The following is a 24,980-nucleotide window of genomic DNA, read 5'->3' on the forward strand; positions in this document are numbered from 1 at the left end:
TGCTGCCGGTCCGCTCCGTGGCGGGACGGCCGCCGGACGGATCCGTGTCGCTCATCGGCGTACGCATGACGACAGGCGGGATCGGACGCGAGCCCGGGATGTTGATCCGGATACGCGTCGTCAGCGTCGTCTCTGTTCTGGGCTCCCCGGGCTGAGGCGGCTCCGCGGACTCCGGAGTCTCCTCCGGCCCGTCCTGAGACGGGTGCAGCGACGGATACTGGCGTGATCCGTACGGCGGCGTACCCGATGGGTACGCGGCTCCGCCGCGCCCCTGGGGCCCGGAGGACGAACTGTCAGTTTCACGACTCAAAGCAGGTTCTCCCGATTGGCTCCGCCGCCCGTACTTCCCCCATGCCGCAGGCCAGGGGACGGCTCGGCGCGCGCACCACCATACTGGCCGCAACCGTACGACTCTCCGCGCCGGGGGGAAACAAGGATGCACTCACCCGTGGGCGGAGGGGCAATCCGGGAGCGGACATACCACATCACGTGCCAGGTCGGCCGGTGCCGTTGGCCGGAAAAGGCAGCCGCGACATCGTGGCACACATCACAGCGACGGCCATCCCCCCGAGCATGAAGAGGGCGAGGCCGACCTCCTGGCCGAAGACGTAGTCACCCTCCGGCCGTCCGCCGAGGAGGACGATCACCGCGAGGAACCAGCCCACCGCCGGTACCAGCGCGCCGAGCTGTGTCCCGGTCAGCACCCGGCCGCCGTAGAACAGCCCCGCCGACGCGGCGAGCGCGAGCAGCAACCCGCCCGGGAACAGGGCCGCCTGGACCAGGGTGCCCGCGAGCCCGACCGCCGCGCCCAGTACCGCCAGCGCGGCGTAGAGCGGGATCCGCCGGGGGTTCGGGGGCGCGGCGAGCCCGGTGGGACGGGCGCTCCTGGGCGGGGCGTTGGTCCGCGGGGACTCCGACGAGGCGCGCGGCCTCTGCCTGCTGCTCATGTCCGTGCTCCCGGTGCGAGGGCCTCGTCCGGCAGGCCCGCGAAGAGGTCGTGCTCCCGGCCGCCGCCGTCGGGGGCGGGGGCGGCCCGGACCAACTGGTAGTACTCGGTGGTGAAGACGGGCTGTCCCAGGTCGTTCGAAAGAGCGAAGAACGGTCCGTCGACGGCGATCTGGGTGGCGTGCGCGCGCATGGCCGCGGTCTTCGCCGCGGCGTGGGCCGATCCGTCGATCTCGGCCGTGATCTCCCCCTCGTCCACGACACCGGGCACGTCGTCGACCTCGGCGATCCCCGGGAAGGCGGCGGGAGCGGTGGCCCGCAGCCTCGCGAAGGCCTCTTCGGCCACGGGACGGGGCACCCGGTTCCAGTAGATCTTGGCGACCGTGTGCGGGGCTCCGGCGCCGTCGTCGTACTCGGGATCGGCGGCCAGGTCCGCCGCGCGCATCGCGACGCGGTGCGCCTGGATGTGGTCGGGGTGGCCGTAGCCGCCGTCGGGGTCGTACGTGATCAGGACCTGCGGGCGCAGGGTGCGGATCACTGGGACGAGGTGGCCGGCCGCCTCGTCGAGGTCCGCGTCCCAGAAGGCACCGGGCCGGTGATTCTGCTCGGTGCCCATCATCCCGGAGTCGCGGTAGCGGCCGGGGCCGCCCAGGAACCGGTGGTCGGTGACCCCGAGCTCCCGCATCGCGGCGGCGAGTTCGCCGACGCGGTGGTCGCCCAGGCCGCCCTCACGGTCCGCTGCGAGGTGCCCGAGGCCCGGCGGGATGACCTCGCCCTCCTCGCCGAGGGTGCACGTCACCAGGGCGACGTGGGCGCCCTCGGCCGCGTACCTGGCCATGGTCGCGCCGTTGTTGATCGACTCGTCGTCGGGGTGCGCGTGCACCAGGAGCAGACGGCGGGCGGGAAGGTCCTTCATGGGGCCACCCTACGAGCAGGCCGCCCCGCGGGCCGAACGCCCCACGGTCTCCGGGGCGCCCGGCGTCTATCCGTCCGTCAGAACTTGATCCCCCCGATCATGCCTGCCACGTTCGACGTCACCTCCGAGATGGTCGGTGCGATCGACGAGCTCGCGAGGTAGAACCCGAGCAACATGCAGACCACCGCGTGTCCGCCCTTCAGTCCGGATTTCCGGATCAGCAGGAAGACGACGATCGCCAGCAGCACCACCGCCGAAATCGAGAGTGCCACGGCGGTTCACCTCCATCAGTACGGTCGGGACGGGCAGCACACATGGAGCCAGCAGGTTCATACCCACCGAGCGCTACGGATCATAACTATCCGTGCCGACGCATTGATCGGGGCACAGCAGCACGAGGGGCGCACGGACCGGCCGTCGCGGACTAGGTTCGGAGCCATGACCTCGCAGAAGCTGTCTTTTCCCCGCCAGCACGCCCGGACCCAGCGGTTCACTCTCGGCGCACCCCGGGCCTTCACCGTCTCACCGGATGGGACGCGGGTGGTCTTCCTCCGGTCGTCCTCCGGTACCGACCGGGCGAACCGGCTCCTGGTCCTGGACACCGCGACGGGCGAGGAGCGGATCGCCGCGGACCCCGCGGCTCTGCTGGGCGGTTCGGCGGAGAAGCTGTCGCCCCAGGAGCGGGCACGGCGGGAGCGGACGAGGGACGGCTCGGCCGGCATCGTGGGCTACGCGGTGGACGACGCGGCCGAATTGGCCGCCTTCGCACTCTCCGGCAAGGCGTACGTCGCCGAGTTGAGGGCGGGCACGGCACGCGCCCTGCCGGTGCCGGGCCCGGTGATCGACCCGCGCCCCTCCCCCGACGGCCGGCACATCGCCTACGTCGCACGGGGCGCGCTGCGGGTCGTCGGAGCCGAGGGCGACGGTGACCGGGCGGTCGCCGAGCCGGAGGACGCCCACACCACGTACGGCCTCGCGGAGTTCGTCGCGGCCGAGGAGATGAGCCGCTACCGAGGTTTCTGGTGGTCGCCGGAGTCCGACCGTCTGCTGGTCGCCCGGGCCGACGACAGCGCCGTACAGCGGTGGTGGATCGCCGATCCGGCGCACCCCGGGAACAAGCCGGCCGAGGTGGGCTATCCGGCGGCGGGGACGGCCAACGCCGAGGTGCGGCTCTTCGTGATGGGTCTGGACGGCACCCGCACGGAGGTCGTCTGGGATCGGGCCCGCTTCCCCTACCTGGCGCGGGTGCACTGGTCCTCGCACGGCGCCCCGCTCCTCCTCGTGCAGGCCCGCGACCAGCGCAGCCAGATGCATCTGGCCCTCGACACGGAGAGCGGATCGACCCGCACGGTGCATGTCGACGAGGACGATGTATGGCTTGATCTTTTCGCCGGGGTGCCGGCGTGGGCGCCGGACGGGCGGCTGGTCCGCATCGCCGACGAGGGGGGCGCGCGGGTCCTCTCGGTCGGCGACCGCCCGCTGACGGGCGGCCAGCTGCACGTCCAGGCGGTGCTGGACATCGGCGGGTCGGACATCCTCGTGCAGGCCACGGCGGGTGAGGGCGCGGCGGACCCCGAGACCGGGCAGAGCCACGTGTACCGGGTCAACGAGCTGGGTGTGGAGCGGGTCAGCGAGGGCGTCGGGGTGCACTCCGCCGTGCGCGGGGGCGGGGTGACGGTGCTGGTGTCGGCGTCCCCGGACCGCCCCGGAGCGGCCGTACAGGTGGTGCGGGACGGCAAGCGGATCGCCTCGGTGGACAGTCTCGCCCAGGAACCGGTCCTGACCGCGAGGGTGACGCTGACAGAGGGGGGCGCACGGCGGATCCCGTGCGCCGTGCTGCTCCCCACCGGCTACAAGGAATCAGACGGTCCCCTTCCGGTCCTGATGGATCCCTACGGCGGGCCGCACGGCCGCCGGGTGGTCGCCGCGCACAATCCGCACCTCACGTCCCAGTGGTTCGCGGACCACGGCTTCGCCGTGGTCGTCGCGGACGGCCGAGGCGCACCGGGCCGTTCTCCCGGCTGGGAGAAGGCGGTGCGGGACGATCTCACCCTGACCCTCGACGACCAGGTCGAGGCCCTGCACGCGCTGGCCGGGCGCTTCCCGCTGGACCTCTCGAAGGTGGCGATGCGCGGCTGGTCGTACGGCGGCTACCTCTCGGCGCTCGCGGTCCTGCGGCGTCCCGACGTCTTCCACGCGGCGGTCGTCGGCGCTCCGGTGGCGGACTGGCGCCTGTACGACACCCACTACACCGAGCGCTACCTCGGCGATCCCGCGGAACAGCCCGAGGTGTACGCCCGCAACTCCCTGGTGACCGACGAGGGTCTCTCCGAGCCGGCCGACGAGGCGCGGCCGATGATGATCGTCCACGGCCTGGCCGACGACAATGTGGTGGTCGCCCACGCCCTGCGGCTCTCCTCCGCGCTGCTGTCAGCCGGGCGTCCGCACGAGGTGCTGCCGCTGAGCGGGGTGACGCACATGACTCCGCAGGAGCAGGTCGCCGAGAATCTGCTCCTGCTCCAGGTGGACTTCCTCAGGCGGTCCCTGGGGCTGCCCAGGGCCTGAGGCCGCTCGCTCGGATCATGCCGGCGCGTGTGACCGGCCCCGGTCCGGGCCCGGTCCGGACGGAAGACCCTGGCCGGGGGGGGGGTGGTCACCAGCCGGGTGGCGGGGACGCGGGCGGCGGAGGGGACCCGGCACCTCCGCCCGGCGGGTGGCCGTAGCCGGGGCCGCCCGGCTACGGGTAGCCGTAGCCGGAGCCCGGCGAGCCGGAGCACGCAGGTGACCAGGCCGGTGACGACCAGCGTGGAGGCGGCCACCGAGGAGCGCAGCGCGGCGAAGATGGCACAGACATGAACGACGAGGAGCACGGCGTCGGTCTGGAGGGTGGCGGGCGGCTCCTCGGGCCGCGCGTCCATGTAGCCGGCCCAGTAGCGCAGCAGGTCCAGCGGATCGCCGGCCGCGCGGACGTCCCGCACGATCCAGCCCGCGACCATGAGAGCGAGCACGGCCGACAGCACCGCTCCGGTGACTCTGGCTCCCCGTGTGAGTATCACCCCAGCGATACTCCACCGCGGTCCGCCGATGGACAAGGGGACCTGTGGGGGGCGGACACAGGTAACCGGCCGGGGCGACGTGATGAACGCCCCGGCCGGTTCACGGCACCCGCACGGCCGTACGTTCTCCATGGTGGGACGTCCGTATATCGGTGTGACGACGGTCAAGTTGCCTCTGTGTTAACGAACATGAGGCTCATATATCACTCTTTGTCACCCTGGACCGGCTCCTGGGAGCCCGGGCCGTCCTTCCCGAGGGCCGGCGGCTCCACGTCCTGGGAACCGGGTGCCTCCCGGGGCACCACCTGCTTCTCCTCCGCGAAGTGGCACGCCGAGTCGTGCCGGGCGGGTGTTGCCGACTCGCGGAAGACCGCCGGTACCGCCAGCAGCGGCACCTCGAGCTCGCACCGCTCCTGCGCCTTCCAGCAGCGGGTGCGGAAGCGGCAGCCGGAGGGGATGTTCGCCGGGGAGGGCACGTCGCCGTGGAGGATGATCCGCTCCCGGTGCTCCCGGGCGGTCGGGTCGGGCACCGGGACGGCCGACAGCAGCGCCTGGGTGTACGGGTGCGTGGGATGGTCGTAGATCTGCTCGTCCGTGCCGATCTCCACGATCCGGCCGAGGTACATGACGCCGACCCGGTCGGAGATGTGCCGGACGATCGAGAGGTCGTGCGCGATGAAGAGGTAGGAGAGGTTGAACTCGTCCTGGAGCTTCTCCATCAGGTTGATGACCTGCGCCTGCACCGACACGTCGAGCGCGGAGACCGGCTCGTCGGCGACGATGATCTCGGGGTTGAGCGCGAGGCCCCGCGCGATCCCGATGCGCTGGCGCTGACCGCCGGAGAACTGGTGCGGATAGCGGTTGATGTACTCCGGGTTCAGACCCACGACGTCCAGCAGGTCCTGGACCTTCTGCCGGCGGCTCCCCTTGGGCGCCACCTCCGGGTGGATCTCGTACGGCTCCCCGATGATGTCGCCGACCGTCATGCGCGGGTTCAGCGAGGTGTACGGGTCCTGGAACACCATCTGGATGTTGCGGCGCACGGCCTTCAGCGCACGGCCGGACAGCTTGGTGACGTCCTCGCCCTTGTAGCGGATCACGCCTCCGGTCGGCGGCTCCAGGTGCACCAGCATCTTGGCGACGGTCGACTTGCCGCAGCCGGACTCCCCCACGATGCCGAGTGTCTCGCCGGCGGCCAGGTCGAAGTCCACGCCGTCGACGGCCTTGACGGCACCGATCTGCTTCTTGAAGAGGATGCCCCGGGTCAGCGGGTAGTGCTTGACCAGCCCGCGCACCTCCAGGATCGGGTCGCCCTCGGCGTACGGCCGCGTCCGGTCCGCCGCCCGTGCTTCGGAGAGCAGCGTGGAGCCTCCTGAGCCGTTCCCGCGTCCCGCGTCATCGGCGTGCATCGAGCGTCTCCTTCCAGAAGTGGCAGGCGCTGCGGCGTTCCTCGTCCACCGTGTACAGCGGGGGCACGTCCGTACGACACACGGCCTGGGCCATGGGGCAGCGCGGGTGGAAGGCGCAGCCGGGCGGGATGTGCAGCAGGTTGGGCGGCAGCCCCTTGATCGCGTAGAGCTCCTGGCCCTTCTGGTCCAGGCGCGGGATCGAGCGCAGGAGCCCCTGGGTGTACGGGTGGGCGGGGGCCTTGTAGATGTCGTGGACCGGCGAGGTCTCGACGATCCGCCCGGCGTACATCACGGCGATCTTGTCGGCGACGTCGGCGACCACGCCCAGGTCGTGGGTGATGAGGATGAGCCCCATGTTGAGCTCGCGCTGCAACTCCGCGAGCAGCTCCATCACCTGGGCCTGCACGGTCACGTCGAGGGCCGTGGTGGGCTCGTCCGCGATGATCAGGTCGGGCTCCAGGGCCAGCGCCATCGCGATCATGATGCGCTGGCGCATCCCGCCGGAGAACTGGTGCGGGAAGTCGCCGATCCGCTCCCGGGCGGCCGGGATGCGCACCCGGTCCATCAGCTCGATGGCCTTGGCCTTGGCGTCCCCCCGGGACATCCCGCGGTGCACGACGAACATCTCGCCGAGCTGGGCGCCGACGCTGAGCACGGGGTTCAGCGAGGAGAGCGCGTCCTGGAAGATCATGGCCATCTCCTGGCCCCGGATCCTGCGGCGCGCCTCGGGCTTCAGCTTCAGCAGGTCCTGGTCCTTGAAGAGGATCTCGCCCCCGCTGATCCTTCCCGGCGGCATGTCGAGGATCCCCATGATCGCCTGTGCCGTGACGGACTTGCCCGAGCCGGACTCCCCCAGCACGGCGAGCGTCTCGCCCTCGGCCACCGAGTAGTTGACCCCGTTGACGGCCTTGGCGACACCGTCGCGGGTGTGGAACTCCACGTGCAGATCGCGTACTTCGAGCAGCATGGCAGCGGGCTCCTCAGCGCAGCTTGGGGTCGAGGGCGTCGCGCACCGCGTCGCCGAGCATGATGAAGGCGAGCACGGTGACGGCCAGCGCCCCGGCGGGCCAGAGCAGCATGTGCGGCGCGTTACGGACGTACGGGGAGGCGGCGGAGATGTCGATGCCCCAGGAGACGGCCGGCGGCTTCAGGCCGACGCCCAGGTACGAGAGGGTCGCCTCCAGCGAGATGTACGTCCCCAGTGCGATGGTCGCGACGACGATCACGGGCGCGATGGCGTTGGGCAGGATGTGGCGCAGCATCATCCGCGGGTTGGAGGCTCCGAGCGCCCTGGCCGCCTGGACGTAGTCGTTCTGTTTGGCGGTGATCACGGAGCCGCGGGCGATACGGGCGATCTGGGGCCAGCCCAGCAGCACGATGAAGCCGATCACGGGCCAGATGGTGGAGCTGGTGACCACGGACAGGAAGACCAGTCCGCCGAGGATCACCGGGATGCCGAAGAAGACGTCCGTGATGCGCGACAGCACGGCGTCCCACTTGCCGCCGAAGAAGCCGGCGAGGCCGCCGAGGACGCCGCCGAGGAGCGAGACGCCGAGCGTGGACAGGACACCGACGGCGACGGAGGTCCGCGCACCGTAGACGGTGCGTGTGTAGACGTCGCAGCCCTGTCCGTCGAAACCGAAGGGGTGGCCGGGCTGGGATCCCTCCTGGGCCTTGGCGAGGTCGCAGTCGAGCGGGTCCTGGTCGGCGATCAGGGACGGCCAGATCGAGATGATCACCAGGAACAGGATGACCAGTCCGGAGATGATGAAGACGGGGTTGCGGCGCAGGTCGCGCCAGGCGTCGGACCAGAGGCTGCGCGGCTTCCCGGCGGGCCCGGTGCCTTCGGGGCCGCCGGGCGTCTTCTCCAGGGTGGTGCCCTCGTCCATGGCGAGGTCCATCGCGCCGCCGGCGCCGGCCCCCGAGATGGCTCCGCTGCCCGTCGCGTCGTCCCACGGCTTCTGCTCAGGCATAGCGGATCCTCGGGTCGAGTACGGCGTACAGGAGGTCGACGATCAGGTTGGCGGCCAGGAAGACGAGGACCAGGACCGTGACGAAGCCGACGACGGTCTGGGAGTTCTGGCGCAGGATGCCCTGGTAGAGCTGGTAGCCGACACCGTGGATGTTGAAGATGCGCTCGGTGACGATCGCCCCGCCCATCAGGGCCCCCACGTCCGTGCCGATGAAGGTGACGACGGGGATGAGGGAGTTGCGCAGCAGGTGCCGCACGACCACCCGGCGCCTGGGGAGGCCCTTGGCCACGGCGGTGCGGACGTAGTCGGCGCGGGCGTTCTCCGCGATCGAGGTACGGGTGAGCCGGGTGACGTAGGCCAGGGAGACGGAGGCCAGGACCAGTCCGGGCACGATGAGTTCGTCGAGGGGCGCCTCCGAGGAGACGGACGGCTTGATGATGCCCCACTCCACGCCGAGCAGGAGCTGGAGCAGCAGGCCGGTGACGAACGTCGGTACGGCGATGACGACCAGGGTCAGGATGAGCACCACGGTGTCGACGGGGCGGCCGCGGCGCAGGCCGGTGACGACGCCCAGGCTGATGCCGATGACGATCTCGAAGACGATCGCGACGATGGTGAGCCGGATGGTGATGGGGAAGGCGGTGGCCATCAGCTCGGTGACCTTCTGGCCGTTGAAGGCGGTCCCGAAGTCGCCGGTGAAGATGTTGCCCATGTAGGTGAGGTACTGCTGCCACACCGGCTTGTCGAGGCCGAATTCGGTGCGCAGCTGGGCGGCGGTCGCCGGGTCGCACTGGCGGTCGCCGCAGAGGCCCGCGATGGGGTCGCCCATCACGTTCACCATGAGGAAGATCAGCAGCGTGGTGCCGAAGAAGACGGGGATCATCTGCAGCAGCCGCCGGATCACATAACGTCCCATGAGGGGCTCCGGGGGGTCGTGGCGAACGGGCCGAGGACCGGAAAGCCGGGTGGCCGGCGCGGTGTGCCGCGCCGGCCACCCGGCTTCAGCGGGTCACTTGACCTTGATCTGGTCGTACACCGGGACGCTGAAGGGGTTCAGCGAGACGTTCTCGACCCTGTCCGAGTAGCCGGCGCTGCCGTTCTGGTACCAGAGCGGGATGACGGGCATCTGCTCGACGAGGACCTTCTCCGCGTCCTGGAAGGTACTCACGGCCGTCGCCTTGTCGCTCTCCGCGTTGGCCTTGTCGACCAGGTCGTCGAACTTCTTGTCGCTCCACTTGCCGTCGTTGGACGGGGCGTTGGTGTAGTAGAGCGGCTGCAGGAAGTTCTGGATCAGCGGGTAGTCCATCTGCCAGCCCGCGCGCCAGGCGCTGGTCAGCTTCTGGGTGGAGACCTGGCTGCGGAAGTCGGCGAAGGTGCCGACGGGGCCGCCGACGCACGCCTTGTTGTTCCCCATGACGTTGTTGATGCTGTTGCAGACCGCGTCGACCCACTCCTTGTGGGAGCCCGTGTCGGCGTTGTAGGAGATCTTGAGCTGGCCGCCGGGGATGCCGCCGCCCTCCTCGATCAGCTTCTTGGCCTCCGCCTTGTCGTACTCGCAGGCGGGGCCGCAGAGGCCCTTCTTGAAGCCGCCCTCCTCGCCGAGGACCGGCGAGGTCCAGTCGGAGGCGGGGGTGCGGGTCTTCTGGAAGATCTGATTGGTGATCTGATCCCGGTTGATCGCCATCGACAGGCCCCGGCGGACCTTGATCGCATCGGGGGTGTCCCAGGCCTTCTCGTAGAACGGGAAGGCGAGGGTCTGGATGATGCCGGCGGGGGTGTTGATGTACCGGTCGCCGAGGTCCGCCGAGACGTTCTTGAGCTGCGAGGCGGGCACGTCGTCGACGAGGTCGAGGTTGCCCGCGGTCAGGTCGGTGTAGGCGGTGTTGTTGTCGGTGTAGACCTTGAGGTCGATGCCGCCGTTCTGCGCCTTGTCCGCGCCGGGGTAGTCGTCCCACTTGCGCAGGTTCATCGACGAGCCCTTGGTGTAGTCGTCGATGGTGTAGGGACCGTTGCCGACCGGCTTGGAGAGCCAGGAGTCGTGGTCGGAGTAGAAGACCTTGGGCAGCGGGACGAAGGCCGCGTAGCCGAGGGTGTCGGGCCAGAGGGAGAACTTCTGCGACAGCTTGACCGTGAACGTGGTGTCGTCGACGACCTTGAGGCCGGAGAGGGTGTCGGCCGTGGCCGAACCCGACTCGGGGTGCACCGTGTCGTAGCCGTCGATGTACTGGAAGAAGTAGGCGTTCTTCTGGTTGTTCTTGAGGGCGGCGCCGTAGTTCCAGGCGTCCACGAAGGACTTGGCGGTGATCTTCTCGCCGTTGCTGAAGGTCCAGTTGTCCTTGATCGTGACCGTGAAGTTCTGCGAGTCCGTCGAATCGATCTTCTCGGCGATCTCGTTCTGGGGCTCGCCCGTCTTCGGGTCGTAGCGCACGAGCCCGCGGAAGACCATGTCGAGGACCTTGCCGCCCTGCACCTCGTTGGTGTTCGCGGGTTCCAGCGGGTTCTGCGGGTCACCCCAGGACGAGCTCACGATCCCGTCGGCGCCACTGCCGCCATCGCTGTCCCCGCCGCCGCAGGCCGTGGCCGTCAGGGCGACGGCGACGGCGCATGCGGCCCACCTGGCCTGTGTGGCTCCGCGCATGGAGTGCCTCCTATGGGTTTCCTCGGGTCGCTCAAGGCCTCATATCACCCCATATCGCGGCATGACGCATGTTCATGTCCGCCGTACGGGCTGAGGACGGGACGGACGACGGCCATCAGGAGGTCGCGCTCACCGGCGGCGGGCCCCGGCTCACGGAGGCGGGCGGCTGACGCCCGGTACGCGCGAAGGCGCCCGGCCCCCCTGACGGGACCGGGCGCCTCTCATCTGTGTCAGGTGCTACGCCACGTGGACGATGTCCTTCTCCTCGGCGAAGTGACACGCCGACTCGTGCGCGGCCGGGGTCTCCGAGGCCTTGAAGCGCTCGGGGATCGCCAGCAGCGGCACCTCGGTGGCGCACTTGTCCTGGGCCTTCCAGCACCGCGTACGGAAACGGCAGCCGGACGGCGGGTTCGCCGGCGACGGGACGTCGCCGGAGAGGATGATCCGCTCGCGGCCTTCACGGGCGCTCGGGTCCGGAACCGGGACCGCCGACAGCAGCGCCTGGGTGTAGGGGTGCGTCGGGTAGTCGTAGATCTGCGTGTCCGTACCGATCTCGGCCATCTTGCCGAGGTACATGACGCCGACCCGGTCGGAGATGTGCCGGACGATCGAGAGGTCGTGCGCGATGAAGAGGTAGGAGAGGTTGAACTCGTCCTGGAGCTTCTCCATCAGGTTGATGACCTGCGCCTGCACCGACACGTCGAGCGCGGAGACCGGCTCGTCGGCGACGATGATCTCGGGGTTGAGCGCGAGGCCCCGCGCGATCCCGATGCGCTGGCGCTGACCGCCGGAGAACTGGTGCGGATAGCGGTTGATGTACTCCGGGTTCAGACCCACGACGTCCAGCAGGTCCTGGACCTTCTGCCGGCGGCTCCCCTTGGGCGCCACCTCCGGGTGGATCTCGTACGGCTCCCCGATGATGTCGCCGACCGTCATGCGCGGGTTCAGCGAGGTGTACGGGTCCTGGAACACCATCTGGATGTTGCGGCGCACGGCCTTCAGCGCGCGGCCGGACAGCTTGGTGATGTCCTGGCCCTTGTAGAAGACCTCGCCCGCGGTGGCCCGCTCCAGGGTCATCAGGAGCTTGGCGACCGTGGACTTGCCACAGCCGGACTCGCCCACGATGCCGAGGGTCTCGCCCCGGTACAGGTCGAAGGAGATCCCGTCCACGGCCTTGACCGCGCCGACCTGCTTCTTGAACAGGATGCCCTGGGTCAGCGGGAAGTGCTTGACGAGGTTGCGCACCTGGAGGATCGGCTCCCCCTGCGACAGCGGGGCGTCGAAAGCCGTCACGGACTCCGTCTCGCTGCCCGCGTTGACCGTCGCCACTTCGGTGACGTTCGGGGTGGCGTCCACGGACTTCTTGTCGAGCTCAGCCATGGATCGTCTCCTTCCAGAAGTGGCAGGCGCTGCCGCGGCCGACCAGCTCGGTGCCGTCCTGCTCGGTCACCGGGCGCAGCGCCGGGATCTCGGTACGGCAGATGTCCTGCGCCATCGTGCAGCGCGGGTTGAAGGCGCAGCCGGACGGCACGTGCAGGAGGTTGGGCGGCAGGCCCTTGATCGCGTAGAGCTCCTGGCCCTTCTGGTCCAGGCGCGGGATCGATGCCAGCAGGCCCTTGGTGTACGGGTGCGCGGGGCGGCTGTAGATCTCGTGGACCGGAGCGGTCTCGACGATCCGTCCCGCGTACATCACGGCGATCTTGTCGGCGACGTCCGCCACCACGCCGAGGTCGTGCGTGATCAGGATCAGACCCATGTTGAAGTCGCGCTGGAGCTCCGCGAGCAGGTCCATGACCTGGGCCTGCACGGTCACGTCGAGGGCCGTGGTGGGCTCGTCCGCGATGATCAGGTCGGGCTCCAGGGCCAGCGCCATCGCGATCATGATGCGCTGGCGCATGCCGCCGGAGAACATGTGCGGGTAGTCGTTGACCCGCTCCTTGGCCGCCGGAATGCGCACGCGGTCCATCAGCGCGATGGCCTTGGCCTTGGCCTCCTTCTTGGAGAGGCCCTGGTGCACACGGAACATCTCGGCGAGCTGGTAGCCCACGGAGAGGACCGGGTTCAGCGAGGAGAGCGCGTCCTGGAAGATCATCGCGATCTTCCGGCCGCGGATCTGCCGGCGCTCCTCGCCCGACATCTTGAGCATGTCCTGGCCGCGGAAGAAGATCTCGCCGTTGGGGATGCGCCCCGGGGGCATGTCCAGGATGCCCATGATCGCCTGGGCGGTCACGGACTTGCCGGAACCGGACTCGCCGAGCACGGCGAGGGTCTCGCCCGCGCTGACGCTGTAGTTGACTCCGTTGACGGCCTTGGCGACGCCGTCGCGGGTGTGGAACTCCACGTGGAGGTCGCGGACCTCGAGCAGCGGGCCGCTCGCGTCGTCGGAACCCCTCGGAGCGGGAACATCCGCTGTCTTGTCGATGATGGTCATGTACGCCTCCCTCAGCGCAGCTTGGGATCGAGGGCGTTGCGTACCGCATCGCCGAGCATGATGAACGCCAGAACGGTGATCGACACCATGACCGACGGGATGATCAGCACGAACGCGGCGTTGCGCAGCTGCTCCTGGCCGGAGGAGATGTCGACACCCCACGACACGGTCGGCTCGGCGAGACCGATGCCCAGGAAGGACAGCGTGGCCTCGGCCGAGATGTAGCCGCCGAGCGCGATGGTCGCGACGACGATCACCGGGGCGATGGCGTTCGGCAGGATGTGCTTCAGCAGGATGCGGGTGGTCGAGGCGCCGAGCGCCTTGGCCGCCATCACGTAGTCGGCCTGCTTGATCGTCAGGACGGAGCCGCGCGCGACACGGGCGATCTGAGTCCAGCCGAGGAAGGCCAGGGCCAGGATGACGACCCAGATCTTGCGCTCCTCGAACGAGGTCAGGACGACCATCGCGCCGAGGATGAACGGGACGCCGAAGAAGATGTCGGTGACCCGGGACAGGATCGTGTCGATCCAGCCGCCGAAGTAGCCGGCGAGCATGCCGACGACGGTGCCGAGGACGGTCACGAGGACCGTGACGACGACGGCGACGGTGATCGAGGCACGGGCGCCGTAGACGACACGCGCGTAGATCGAGCGTCCCTGGATGTCGTACCCGAACCAGTCCTCCTGGAAGAAGTTCCCCCACTTGGGCTTCTGCAGGTAGTGGTGGGCCAGGTCCGCGTAGCGCGGGTCGGCGCCGGTGAAGAGACCCGGTGCTATCGCCATGACCAGCAGGAAGATGATCAGGACCGCCGAGACGACGAACAGCGGACTGCGCCGCAGGTCGTGCCAGGCGTCGGACCACAGGCTGCGGGGCTTGCCCAGCTTCGCGGCGGAGGCCGGCGCGGCCGTCGCTTCCGCGGACTTCTCCGCGGCGGTTTCCTTGAGCGCCTCAGGCATACCGGATCCTCGGGTCCAGGACCGCGTAAAGCAGGTCGACGAGCAGGCTAGTGGCGAGATAGACGATGACGATCAGCGTGACGATGCCGACCACCGTGGCGCCCTCGCGGTGCTGGAGCGCGCCGAACACGGCACGGCCCACGCCCTGGATGTTGAAGATGCCCTCCGTGATGACCGCGCCGCCAAGCAGGGCGCCGAGGTCGGTGCCGAGGAAGGTGACCACGGGGATCATGGAGTTACGCATCAGGTGGACGCCGATGATGCGGCGCCGCGGCAGCCCCTTGGCCACGGCGGTCCGCATGTAGTCGGAGCGCAGGTTCTCGGCCACGGACGTACGGGTCAGTCGCGCGACGTACGCCAGTGAGAGGGCTCCGAGGACGACCGCCGGCAGTATCAGTTCGCCGGAATCCGCCTCCATGCTGACGTTCGGCTCGACCCAGCCGAGCTGGAACGCGAAGAAGTACTGGGCGAGGAAGCCCAGGACGAACGACGGCACCGAGATGAGCAGGAGCGTCAGGACGAGCAGTCCGCGGTCGCGGAAGGTGTCGGCCTTCAGACCGGCGAAGACACCCATGGAGATGCCCACGACGACGGTGAACAGGAAGGCAAACAGGGCCAGCCGGATCGTGATCGGGAACGCGTCCGAGATGGTGTCGGCCACGGGACGGCCGCTCGCGATCTCTGTACCGAAATCGCCCTGGAACAGCCCGGTGAGGTAGTTCCAGTACTGGTGCCAGAGCGGCAGGTCGAGCCCGAGCTCCTTCTTCATTTCCGCGATCTGCACGGGGTCGACGGCCTGTTCGCCTGCGAGCGCGCGCACGGGATCGCCGGGCAGCGCGTACATCATGGCGAAGACCAGCAAGGTCGATCCGATGAAGACCGGGATCATCTGGAGCAGTCGCCGCGCGACATAACGCCCCATGTTTGCCTCCGATTAGGGGTAATGCAGCCCAGGGGCCGCTCTCCGGATACGGAGAGCGGCCCCCGGGACCTACTGCCTGTGTGGGCGGCTGACGGCCGAGTGGGGGCCCTCAGGCGTGACTACTTGGCGACGGTGACTTCGGTGATGTTGTAGTCACCGTGGAAGTCGGTCGTCACGTTGTCGACGGCCTTCGAGTAGCCACCGTTGGTCTTGTACTCCCAGAGCGGGATCGCCGGCATCTTCTCGAGGAGGAGCTTCTCCGCGTCCTGGTACGCCTTGATGGAGTCGTCCAGGCTCGCCGCGTTGTCGCCCTTCTTGAAGGCCGCGTCGACCTCCTTGTCGGAGAAGCGGCCGTTGTTGGCCTCGGCGGTCGTGCCGTACAGCTCCCGCATGAAGTTGACGTTCAGCGGGTAGTCGGCGACCCAGCCACCGCGGTACATCGACTTGACCTGGTCGTTGTCACGCGCCTCCAGGTCGGTCTGGAAGTCCGGCTTGGCGTCCGGGACACAGTCGACCCCGGTGGAGTTGCGGATGGACTCGCAGACCGCGGTCACCCACTCCTTGTGGCCGCCGTCGGCGTTGTACTGGATCCAGATCTTGTTCTCCGGAACGCCGCCGCCCTCGGTGACGAGCTGCTTCGCCTTCGCCGGGTCGAACTTGAACACGTCGGTGCCCAGGTCCTGGTTACCGGCGACGCCCGGAGGCGTGAAGCTGGTGGCGGGCTTGCGGGTGCTGTTGAGCACGGTCTTGGTGATCGTGTCGCGGTCGATGCCCATCGACAGACCCTGGAGGACCTTCGGGTCGATGCCCTTGAAGGTCTTCGAGTAGAAGGTCGGGACGATCGACTGGATGGCCGCGTACGGCTGGTCGATCGCGCGGTCACCGAGGTCCGCCTTGTACTTCGGCAGGTCCTTCGGGCCGACCTGGCGGATCATGTCCAGGTTGCCGGAGAGGAGGTCCTGGTACGCGGCCTCGACGGTCGCGTAGTTCTTGAAGAGGACACCCTTGTTCTTGGCCTTGTTCGGGCCCTGGTAGTCAGGGTTGGCCTTGACCTGGATGAGCTTCTTGTGGTCCCACTTCTCGAAGATGTAGGGACCGTTGCCGACCGGGGCCTGACCGAAGGCCTTGGTGTCCTTGTAGAACACCTCGGGCAGCGGGGCGAAGGTGGTGTAGCCGAGCTTGTACTCGTAGTACGGGACCGGCTTGTTGAGCTCGATCGTGAAGGTGGTGTCGTCGACCGCCTTCAGACCGGACATCTCCGTGCCCTTGGGGTCACCCTTCGCCGGGTGGATGTCCTCGTAGCCCTTGATGTCCTCGAACCAGAACGCGTTCTGCTGGGCGTTCTTGACGTTGGCGTACCAGTTCCAGGCCTTGATGTACGACTCGGAAGTGACCGGGGTGCCGTCGTGGAACTTCCAGCCGGCCTTGAGCTTGACCGTCCACGTCTTGTTGTCCGTCGACTTCACGGACTCGGCGTTCGTGTAGACGATCTTGCCGTCCGCATCGAAGTCGAGCAGCTGGGTGAAGATCGACTGGATGACGTAGCTACCGAGCGACTCGTTCGTGTCGGCCGGGATCAGCGGCTTCTGCGGCTCGCCGACGTCGATGGAGACGTAGCCCGCGGGCTTGCCCTTCTCCTTCGACGCGTTGCTGCTGTCGTCGCTGTCGCCCCCGCCACAGGCAGTCGCGGCCAGGGCGATGATTGCCGCACCCGCGACCCACTTGGCGCTCTTGGCACCGCGCATGGGTTTCCTCCTCATGAGTCCACTTTTGACTTCAAGAAGGGCACTGGAGAGATCCACCGACACCCCTGACGGCGATCGTTTTCAGTGCCCCGAGTGTGCTCGTGAGTCCGCACTCCCCACAGTGCGTCGACCCATTGACCCGAGCTCAATGGAGCCAACTATTAAGGAACGCCGGGCTGTAAACCACACTTAAAGGGTCTCGGTTTGACAACATCGAGAAGGGGCCGTTGCCCGAAATCCGGACAAAGTGATCCCAGACAGACACCCCCGAAACGGACTGTTAACACATGTTCCGGAGAGCGATGCACGATATGCGGACACCTCGGTCAGGAAATCGGGTTGACGAAAGGCCTGGGCCCCCACAGTGTCTGCGGGGGCCCAGGCCTCATGTCAATGGCTCGTACTGACGGTTCGTCGGCCGTATCGGACGACTTCGGTCAGGTCAGCCGTTCTTCGCGCGCGAGGCCGAGCGGCCGCGCTGCTTCTGGTCCAGGACGACCTTGCGGATGCGCACGGTCTCCGGGGTGACCTCGATGCACTCGTCGTCGCGGCAGAACTCCAGCGACTGCTCCAGCGACAGCTTGCGGGCGGGCACCACGTTCTCCGTGGTGTCCGCGGAAGCCGCACGCATGTTGGTGAGCTTCTTCTCCTTGGTGATGTTCACGTCCATGTCGTCGGCGCGCGAGTTCTCGCCGATGATCATGCCCTCGTAGACCTCGGTGCCGGCCTCGGTGAAGATGACACCGCGCTCCTGGAGGTTGACCATCGCGAACGGCGTCACGACGCCGGAGCGGTCGGCCACCAGCGAGCCGTTGTGACGGGTGCGCAGGTCGCCGAACCACGGCTCGTGGCCCTCGAAGAGGGAGTGCGCGATGCCCGTGCCACGGGTCTGGGTCAGGAACTCCGTACGGAAGCCGATGAGGCCGCGGGACGGCACGATCCACTCCATGCGGACCCAGCCCGAACCGTGGTTCGTCATCGTCTCCATGCGGCCCTTACGGGTCGCCATGAGCTGCGTGATGGCGCCGAGGTGCTCTTCCGGCGAGTCGATCGTCATGCGCTCGATCGGCTCGTGCGTCTTGCCGTCGACCTGCTTGGTGACGACCTCCGGCTTGCCGACGGTCAGCTCGAAGCCCTCACGGCGCATCTGCTCGACCAGGATCGCCAGGGCGAGCTCACCGCGGCCCTGGACCTCCCACGCGTCGGGGCGCTCGGTGTCCAGGACGCGGAGCGAGACGTTACCGATCAGCTCGCGGTCGAGCCGGTCCTTGATCTGGCGCGCGGTGACCTTGTGGCCCTTGCCGCCCTTGCCGACCAGCGGCGAGGTGTTGGCACCGATGGTCATCGAGATGGCCGGCTCGTCGACCGTGATCAGCGGCAGCGCGATCGGGTTCTCGGGGTCGGCCAGGGTCTCGCCGATCATGATGTCCGGGATACCGGCGATCGCACAGATGTCGCCCGGGCCCGCCTTCTCGGCCGGCTTGCGGGTGAGCGCCTCGGTCATCAGGAGCTCGGTGATGCGGACGCTGGAGATCGTGCCGTCCCGCTTGATCCAGGCGACCGTCTGGCCCTTGCGCAGCTCGCCCTGCTCGACGCGGCAGAGCGCGATACGGCCGAGGAAGTTGTCGGCGTCCAGGTTGGTGACGTGCGCCTGGAGCGGCGCGGCGTCGTCGTACTCGGGGGCCGGGACCGTGGAGAGGATGGTCGAGAAGAACGGCTCCAGGCTGTCGCTGTCCGCGGGGACGCTGCCGTCCTCCGGCTTGGTCAGCGAGGCGACGCCGTCACGGGCGCAGGCGTAGACGATCGGGAACTCGATCTGGTCCTCGTCGGCGTCCAGGTCCAGGAAGAGGTCGTAGGTCTCGTCGATGACCTCGGCGATCCGGGAGTCCGGCCGGTCCGTCTTGTTGATGCAGAGGATGACCGGGAGCTTGGCGGTCAGGGCCTTGCGCAGGACGAAGCGGGTCTGGGGCAGCGGGCCCTCGGAGGCGTCGACCAGCAGGACGACCGCGTCCACCATCGACAGGCCGCGCTCGACCTCGCCGCCGAAGTCGGCGTGGCCGGGGGTGTCGATGATGTTGATCGTGATCGGGTCCCCGCCGTCCTTGGGGTGATACTTCACCGCCGTGTTCTTGGCGAGGATCGTGATGCCCTTCTCACGCTCCAGGTCGTTCGAGTCCATCATGCGTTCGTCGAGGTTCTCGGCGGCGTGCGCGGCGAAGGCGCCGGCCTGCTTGAGCATGGCGTCGACCAGCGTGGTCTTGCCGTGGTCGACGTGGGCGACGATGGCTACGTTACGGATGTCGTGGCGCGTGGGCATGGGTGGCTTGCGCTTCTCTCGGATCGTGGGATCAGGCGTCTCAGTCGGTCTCGAGTCCTCGTACGCCCGCCGGGCGGCACGCCACGGCTAGTCCAATGGTACGGGCCCGATGGGTCCGGAGCTTCCCGGGCCGATCCGCAGGACCGTTCCACAGCCACAATTCAGCCGATATTCAGCCGGTATTACGCCATCGTCCAGCCGGTGGGGGGCCGGACGGCAAGGGGGGTGAGAGGACGGTCGGCCCGGGTCGGGGCGGACACCACCTTGCCCGCCGGGGGCTCCGGCGGGCAAGGGAATTGAGCTGCATCTGAGCTTTGGATACGGCTTTGACCTGCTACTTCTTCCGATTCGCGGGGGAACCTGCCGCTTCACGGCCGGTGAATCCGATGTCCTCGTAGCGCGGTGCGGCGAAGCCGAAGGCGCCGATGTTCGCCAGCTTCTTGTCGACGGCGACCAGCTGTGGCCTCTGATACAGCGGAATCGATCCTGCGGCGGCCCAGATCCGTGCGTCGGCCTGCTTCAGGAGGTCCCTCGACGCGTCGGTGTCCAGTTCGGAGACCGCCCGGTCGAAGAGCTGGTCGATGTGGTCGGAACCGACCCGGGTGTAGTTCTGCTCCACGAGCAGCGAGCCGTCGGTGGCGGGCTCCGGCTTGGCGAAGATCGGGCGGCCGTCGGTCGCCGGGTAGGCGGTGGCGGGCCAGGAGTACAGCGCCATGTCGTAGGCGCCGGAGGCGATGTGGTCCTTGAAGTAACTGTCGTCGTCGACCTTGGTGATCTGTGTGCTGATGCCGATCGAGTCCAGCATCGCGACGATCTTCTCCCCGACGGCGCGCAACGACTGCGATCCGGGTCCCGAGGGCAGGACGAAGCGGAGGGTCAGGGGCTTGCCGCCCTTGCCGAGGCGGTCCTTGACCGCGGCGGGGGCCGGCGCTGGGGTCCCAGCGGGGGCGTAGGCGCCCGCGGCCCCACCGGGGTGCTTGTCCTGGGCGCTGACCTCGGCGTCGCCGGTCCGGCGGTCGCCCGGCTTGTCGTCGCCGACGACGTAGGCCCCCTCCTCGCGCGAGGCCTTGTCGTCCTTCTCGGTCTCGTCGGCCTTCTCGCCCTTCTGGTCCTTTTCGCCCTTTTCGGATTTCTCGGTCTTGTCGGTCGCCTTCTCCTCGGCCGCCTCCTTCTCGGCAGCGGTCTTCTTCTCGGCCTCGCTGCCCGCCTTGGTGTCCTCGGCGCTGCGGATCGCGCCGCCCCGGGTCCAGCCCGCGTCGGCCAGCAGCGCCTGGGCCTCCTTGGTGTCCCGGTCGCCGAGCGCGCCGCTGCCGTCCTTGTACCCGGGCTGCCCGGCCAGGGCCAGATGGCTGCCCGGAGGCTTCGCGGGCAGGCCGAGCGGCTTCAGCACGGTGTCGGCCAGCTCCTGCCGGTCCAGCGTGCGGGCGATGGCGCGGCGCACCCGGTCGTCGGAGAGGGGGCCCGACTCGCCGTTCAGCGCGAGCTGCGTGTAGGCGGGCTCCAGGGACTTGCGGACGGCGAAGCCCTTGAGCGACTTCTGCTCGGCCGCGTACGCGGCGATGGCGTCCCGGCTCTTCTCGCGGGCGGCCTGCGCGGTCTCGGCGGCCTCCTCGTCCGACCCGTGGGCCAGCGCCCAGGACCGCAGGGCGGAGGCCGGGGTGGTGTCGGCTCCCGGTCCGTGGGCGGGCTGCTGCCCGTTCCCGCCGCGGTAGCGGGCCGCCAGGGCGATGCTGTTCGCCGCGGCCGGATCGATGTCGGCGACGTCCACCGTGCCCTTGGTCAGGGCCTCCGTGCGGTCCGCGGGCTCCACGGCCCGGAAGACCAGGGACTCGAGCTTGGCCTCGTCGCCCCACCAGCGCGGGTTCCGGTCGAGCACCACCGTGCCCTTGGCCTTGCTGACACTGCGCAGCCGGAAGGGTCCGGCGGTGTTCTTGAGGGTGGTCCTGGCCCCGTCGTTGAAGGTGCCCGGAGATCCGGTCACCTCCTTCGGGTACAGCGGCGAGAAGAGCGAGCGCCAGTCGGCGTACGGCTTGGAGAACGTGACCCTGACCTGCAGGTCGTCCTTGCCCCGCTCGATCTTCTCGATCCGCTCGTACCCCGCGTTGCGCGCGGTCCAGAAGGCCGAGTCCTTGCCGCTGAGGGCGCGCCACTGGGCGACGAAGTCGGGGGCACCGATCTCCCGGCCGTCGCTCCACACGGCCTGCTGGTTGAGCTTGTAGAGGACGACCTGCTTCGGCTCCTGCTCGATGACCTTCGCCGACTCCAGGTAGTCGGGGTTGAGCCGGGGCTCCCCCCGCGCGTCCATCGGGAAGAGCGAGGGAAGCAGGGCGCCGGTGATCCGCGTGGTCGCGCTGTCGGCGTCGGCCTGGAAGGCGTTGAGGGTGGCGGGGACCCCGTCGATTGCCCAGGTGAGGGTGGAGCCCTCGGCGACCCGGTCCCGGGAGGCGGGGGCGATGTCCTGCCGGACGGCCACCGGGGCGGGTCCCTCGCCGTCCGAGGTGCAGCCCGCCAGTACCGGGATGGTGAGCACCCCTGTCGTCAGGAGCGCGACCGAGCGGCGCTTTCGGGCCGTCCCGCGCGGGACGCCGACGTGGGCCATGGCTGATACCTCCGGGGCCGGCCCGGTCCACCCCGTACCGGAATGGGACCGGATGATGCGTTCTGGTGGCATTTGCAGTTGATCACACTGATCCGCTGATCCACTGAACGCACCTGTAGGCACCCGGGGAGGCGGACACGGCCGGTGGGGCCGCACATGTCACCCGTGCGGCCCCGCTTCCGGCACCCGCCCGGCGGCGGGTCAGCCCAGCAGCTCGACGATCGCGGCGGTGTTGTCGGTCTCGCCGAGCCTCGGGAAGATCTTCTCGAGGCTGTTGCGGTGGGCGTCGGCGTCCATGTCGGTGACCGCGTCGGTGGCGATGGTGACGTGGTAGCCGTGCTCGTGGGCGGCGCGGGCGGTGGACTCGACGCCGATGCTGGTCGCGACGCCGGTCAGCACGACCTGGGTGATGCCACGGCGGCGCAGTTCGAGGTCGAGCGCCGTGCCGTGGAAGGCGCCCCACTGCTGCTTGGTGACGACGATGTCGCTGTCGCGCGGGCCGAGCTCGGGCACGATGTCGGCCCAGTCCGCCGCGGGCTTGCTGGACGGCGCCTTCCCCTCGTTGCGGCCGGGGGCACCGCCGGTGACACGGACCAGGAAGACCGGGAGGCCCTTGGCCCGGAAGGCGTCGGCGAGCGTCGCCGCGCGGGCGACGACCTCGTCGGTCGGGTGGGCCGTCGGAAGGGCGACGATGCCCTGCTGCAGGTCGACGACGACGAGGGCGGTCCGGGGGTCCAGGACGGTGGCGGTCATGTGCGTACTCCTTGGGGTGCTGATCAGGTGCGGGGGCGCACGAGGGGTGGTCCGGGTTCGGTTGGAGGGTCAGGTGCGGGCGCGCAGGGCGTGGTCGGTGAGGGTCAGGACGGTGAGCAGGACGGCCAGGACGACCGAGACCGCCGCCATGAGGTGCAGTCCGGCGTCGCTCGCCGCGTCGGCGTAGGCGAGGGCGATCAGGCTGGACGCCGTGATGGCCCCGATGTACTGGGCGGTGCGCTGGAGCCCGGCGGCCGCGCCGATGTTCCCGGGGGGCGCGTACGCCTGGACGGCCGCCTGGTTGCTCGTGCCGATGAGCCCCTGTGGAGCCCCGAAGCACGCTCCGGCGAGCAGCAGGACGGCCAGCGGGGTGTCGCCGGAGAGGAAGACCAGGATTCCCGCGCCCGCGGTGAGCAGGAGGCAGGCGACGGTCAGCGGGGCGCGCAGACTCTTCGTCCGGGCTCCGAGCAGCGAGCAGACGAGCGCGGTGACGGACATCGGCAGCATCAGCAGCCCCGTGTGCCCCGAGGAGAAGCCGCGGGCCTCCTCCAGCCACTGCGTGAAGCCGTACATCACGCAGTAGATGAGCAGATAGCCCAGCCCGTGGCGTGCGTACGTGCGGAGCAGGGGGCCGTTGCCCGCCAGCATGCGGATGTCTATGAACGGCCGCGGGGTGCGCAGCTGCCACCGGACCAGGACGGCCGTCAGGACGGCGAAGGGGGCGAGCAGCCACCACTGCGGGTCCCCGAGGTCGAGCAGGAAGAAGGCCAGCACCGTCAGCGCGGTGGTGAACAGGGCGATGCCCGGCGGGTCCAGGGAGAGCTTCGGCGTGCTCCCGTCGGCGAACCGTTCGCGCGGTGGGTCCGCCGGGATCCAGAGCAGCGCGGCGGCGAGGGCGAGCAGCGCGATCGGCACGTTCACGGCGAAGATGGCGCGCCAGCCGAGGACCGACACGAGCAGCCCGCCGAGCGCGGGACCGACGGCGGCGCTGCCCAGGCCGGCGAAGGAGAGCCGGGCGAGCACGGGGCGCGGGGTGGGGCGGCCCAGGCGCCGCGACTCGTCGCGCAGGACGGCCATGGCGGCCGGATAGGCGGCCGACGTGCCGATACCGAGCAGCAGGCGGGAGAGGAGCAGTGTGCCGAAGCCGGGAGCCAGCGCACCGACCAGCCCGGACGCGATCACGACCACGAGACCGGCCAGGAAGACGCGGCGCGGACCGAGGCTGTCCGCGAGCTTCCCGAGGACCGGCTGGGCGACGGCGCTGGCCAGGTAGAGGACGGAGATGAGCCAGGCGGTGTCGGCCGCCCCGATGCCGAAGGAGTGCCCGATGGCCACCAGGGCGGTGGAGATCATCGTGGTGTTGAGCGGGTTGAGCAGGGATCCCATCAGGAGCGGTGCGGTGAGCCGCGCGCCGAACCCCGGCCCCTGCTCCGCCGGTTCGGCGGGCCGTGCCCCCTCCGTCCGCACCGCGGGGGTCAGGTCCGTGGCGTTGCGCGTCACCGGTCGACCAGACGGCCGATGAGCTCGGCGGCCTCGGCGAGCGTACGGCGCTCCGCCCCGTCCAGTTCGGAGGCGATCGCCTCGGCCAGCCAGCTCCGCTTGGCCGCCCGCACGGCCGCCAGTGTGGTGCTGCCCTCCTCGGTGACCGACACGACCGACTTGCGGCCGTCCTGAGGATCGGGCGCGCGGGTGACGAATCCCTGGCTCTCGAGCGCGCCGAGGGTCAGCCGCATCGACTGGGGGCGCACGAGCTCGGCCCGGGCCAGCGCCGCCGTGGTGGCGGGGCCGCCGTCCTCGAGCCGGGCGAGGACGGAGCGCTGGGAGGGGGTGAGCAGGCTTTCGGCCGAGGAGCTCCGCAGCCGCCTGAGCAGGCGGCCGACCACGGCCGAGAGATCCGTGGCCAGGTGCTCCGCGCTCGGGGAGCCGGGCTGTCGGGGCTGAGGGCTCTCGGACGTTTCGAACATGCCTCCACGGTAAAGATGGACAGGACATCTTGCAAGGCAGCCTGTCTATTGTTGCCAAAGGGCCGACGGCGCGCGGGGCGGGGCCGCTGTCGCCCGCCGCCGGGCACACGACCGCGACTTCGGGGCCTGTCAGGAGGGCTACGACTTCCGGGACCCGGTCGACGTCGGCGCCGGACGGGTCAGCGACTTCATGCTGACGCTCGACCAGGGCGTGATCGCCGCGGCGCCGGCGCGGGAGCTCCGGCCCGGCCTGGCGCAGAGGCCGTTCCGGACGGGTGGCTTCCGCTCCCGGGTGCGCCCGCTGCCCGCCGGGGAACGCTTCAGCATCTGACCGGTTCCCCGCCCGCGGCCCGGCA

At 69.4% G+C, this 24,980-nt stretch carries 19 protein-coding genes and 2 pseudogenes; 2 read left to right on the forward strand and 19 right to left on the reverse strand.

Features of this window, described 5'->3' with window-relative positions; genetic code table 11:
• From B9S57_RS35125 to B9S57_RS04265, 4 genes and pseudogenes are all read right to left on the reverse strand, one after another.
• Positions 1-310 (reverse strand): annotated as a pseudogene (locus B9S57_RS35125) (hypothetical protein); the annotation flags it as partial.
• 175 nt (positions 311-485) lie between these two features.
• Positions 486-947 (reverse strand): DUF6113 family protein, encoded by a 462-nt coding sequence (locus B9S57_RS04255; protein ID WP_103514179.1) that lies wholly within the window; start codon positions 945-947, stop codon positions 486-488.
• Positions 944-1,861, reverse strand: a complete 918-nt coding sequence (mshB, locus tag B9S57_RS04260; RefSeq protein WP_103514180.1) for an N-acetyl-1-D-myo-inositol-2-amino-2-deoxy-alpha-D-glucopyranoside deacetylase — start codon at positions 1,859-1,861, stop codon at positions 944-946. Before mshB ends, B9S57_RS04255 begins: the two co-directional genes overlap by 4 nt.
• A gap of 77 nt (positions 1,862-1,938) precedes the next feature.
• Complete coding sequence (locus tag B9S57_RS04265) at positions 1,939-2,133, reverse strand: hypothetical protein (protein WP_014154257.1); 195 nt, start codon at positions 2,131-2,133, stop codon at positions 1,939-1,941.
• A gap of 166 nt (positions 2,134-2,299) precedes the next feature.
• Between B9S57_RS04265 and B9S57_RS04270 the strand changes: the two genes are divergently transcribed.
• Positions 2,300-4,426, forward strand: a complete 2,127-nt coding sequence (locus B9S57_RS04270) for an alpha/beta fold hydrolase (protein WP_103514181.1) — start codon at positions 2,300-2,302, stop codon at positions 4,424-4,426.
• Positions 4,427-5,120: 694 nt separating this feature from the next.
• On the opposite strand, the gene B9S57_RS04280 is transcribed toward B9S57_RS04270, so the two are convergent.
• From B9S57_RS04280 to B9S57_RS04350, 15 genes are all read right to left on the reverse strand, one after another.
• A complete protein-coding gene (locus tag B9S57_RS04280) occupies positions 5,121-6,326 on the reverse strand; it encodes an ABC transporter ATP-binding protein (protein WP_103514182.1) in 1,206 nt (401 codons plus the stop codon).
• Entirely contained in the window at positions 6,313-7,293 is a 981-nt protein-coding gene (locus B9S57_RS04285) for an ABC transporter ATP-binding protein (RefSeq protein WP_103514183.1), read from the reverse strand. Before B9S57_RS04285 ends, B9S57_RS04280 begins: the two co-directional genes overlap by 14 nt.
• Positions 7,294-7,306: 13 nt before the next feature.
• Positions 7,307-8,299, reverse strand: coding sequence for an ABC transporter permease (locus B9S57_RS04290; protein ID WP_103514184.1), 993 nt, complete (start codon positions 8,297-8,299; stop codon positions 7,307-7,309).
• Positions 8,292-9,215, reverse strand: coding sequence for an ABC transporter permease (locus tag B9S57_RS04295; RefSeq protein ID WP_103514185.1), 924 nt, complete (start codon positions 9,213-9,215; stop codon positions 8,292-8,294). Before B9S57_RS04295 ends, B9S57_RS04290 begins: the two co-directional genes overlap by 8 nt.
• 93 nt (positions 9,216-9,308) lie before the next feature.
• A complete protein-coding gene (locus B9S57_RS04300; protein WP_103514186.1) occupies positions 9,309-10,937 on the reverse strand; it encodes an ABC transporter substrate-binding protein in 1,629 nt (542 codons plus the stop codon).
• Positions 10,938-11,174: 237 nt separating this feature from the next.
• On the reverse strand, positions 11,175-12,317 hold the full coding sequence (locus B9S57_RS04305) for an ABC transporter ATP-binding protein (protein ID WP_103514187.1): 1,143 nt from the start codon (positions 12,315-12,317) through the stop codon (positions 11,175-11,177).
• Positions 12,310-13,368: an ABC transporter ATP-binding protein gene (locus tag B9S57_RS04310; protein WP_103514188.1), complete on the reverse strand. Its 1,059-nt coding sequence runs from the start codon at positions 13,366-13,368 to the stop codon at positions 12,310-12,312. Before B9S57_RS04310 ends, B9S57_RS04305 begins: the two co-directional genes overlap by 8 nt.
• An 11-nt stretch (positions 13,369-13,379) precedes the next feature.
• Positions 13,380-14,324 (reverse strand): ABC transporter permease, encoded by a 945-nt coding sequence (locus B9S57_RS04315; RefSeq protein ID WP_103514189.1) that lies wholly within the window; start codon positions 14,322-14,324, stop codon positions 13,380-13,382.
• Positions 14,317-15,246 (reverse strand): ABC transporter permease, encoded by a 930-nt coding sequence (locus tag B9S57_RS04320; protein WP_103514190.1) that lies wholly within the window; start codon positions 15,244-15,246, stop codon positions 14,317-14,319. The genes B9S57_RS04315 and B9S57_RS04320 overlap by 8 nt, the downstream gene beginning before the upstream one ends.
• 119 nt (positions 15,247-15,365) lie before the next feature.
• Complete coding sequence (locus tag B9S57_RS04325) at positions 15,366-16,991, reverse strand: ABC transporter substrate-binding protein (RefSeq protein WP_103514191.1); 1,626 nt, start codon at positions 16,989-16,991, stop codon at positions 15,366-15,368.
• 442 nt (positions 16,992-17,433) lie between these two features.
• Entirely contained in the window at positions 17,434-19,308 is a 1,875-nt protein-coding gene (typA, locus tag B9S57_RS04330) for a translational GTPase TypA (RefSeq protein ID WP_103514192.1), read from the reverse strand.
• 334 nt (positions 19,309-19,642) lie between these two features.
• Complete coding sequence (locus B9S57_RS04335; protein WP_103514193.1) at positions 19,643-21,907, reverse strand: ABC transporter family substrate-binding protein; 2,265 nt, start codon at positions 21,905-21,907, stop codon at positions 19,643-19,645.
• Between the two features lie 201 nt (positions 21,908-22,108).
• Positions 22,109-22,660: an isochorismatase family protein gene (locus B9S57_RS04340; protein WP_103514194.1), complete on the reverse strand. Its 552-nt coding sequence runs from the start codon at positions 22,658-22,660 to the stop codon at positions 22,109-22,111.
• A gap of 69 nt (positions 22,661-22,729) precedes the next feature.
• Entirely contained in the window at positions 22,730-24,127 is a 1,398-nt protein-coding gene (locus B9S57_RS04345; protein WP_258036218.1) for an MFS transporter, read from the reverse strand.
• Between the two features lie 29 nt (positions 24,128-24,156).
• Positions 24,157-24,624 carry a MarR family winged helix-turn-helix transcriptional regulator gene (locus tag B9S57_RS04350; protein WP_103514195.1) on the reverse strand — a complete coding sequence of 156 codons (468 nt, stop codon included), beginning with the start codon at positions 24,622-24,624 and terminating at the stop codon, positions 24,157-24,159.
• Between the two features lie 85 nt (positions 24,625-24,709).
• On the opposite strand from B9S57_RS04350, the pseudogene B9S57_RS04355 reads away from it, so the two are divergent.
• A pseudogene (locus B9S57_RS04355) lies at positions 24,710-24,955 on the forward strand (hypothetical protein); the annotation flags it as partial.
• Positions 24,956-24,980 lie beyond the last annotated feature (25 nt).

The organism is Streptomyces sp. SM10 (genome assembly GCF_002910915.1).
Classification (GTDB): domain Bacteria; phylum Actinomycetota; class Actinomycetes; order Streptomycetales; family Streptomycetaceae; genus Streptomyces.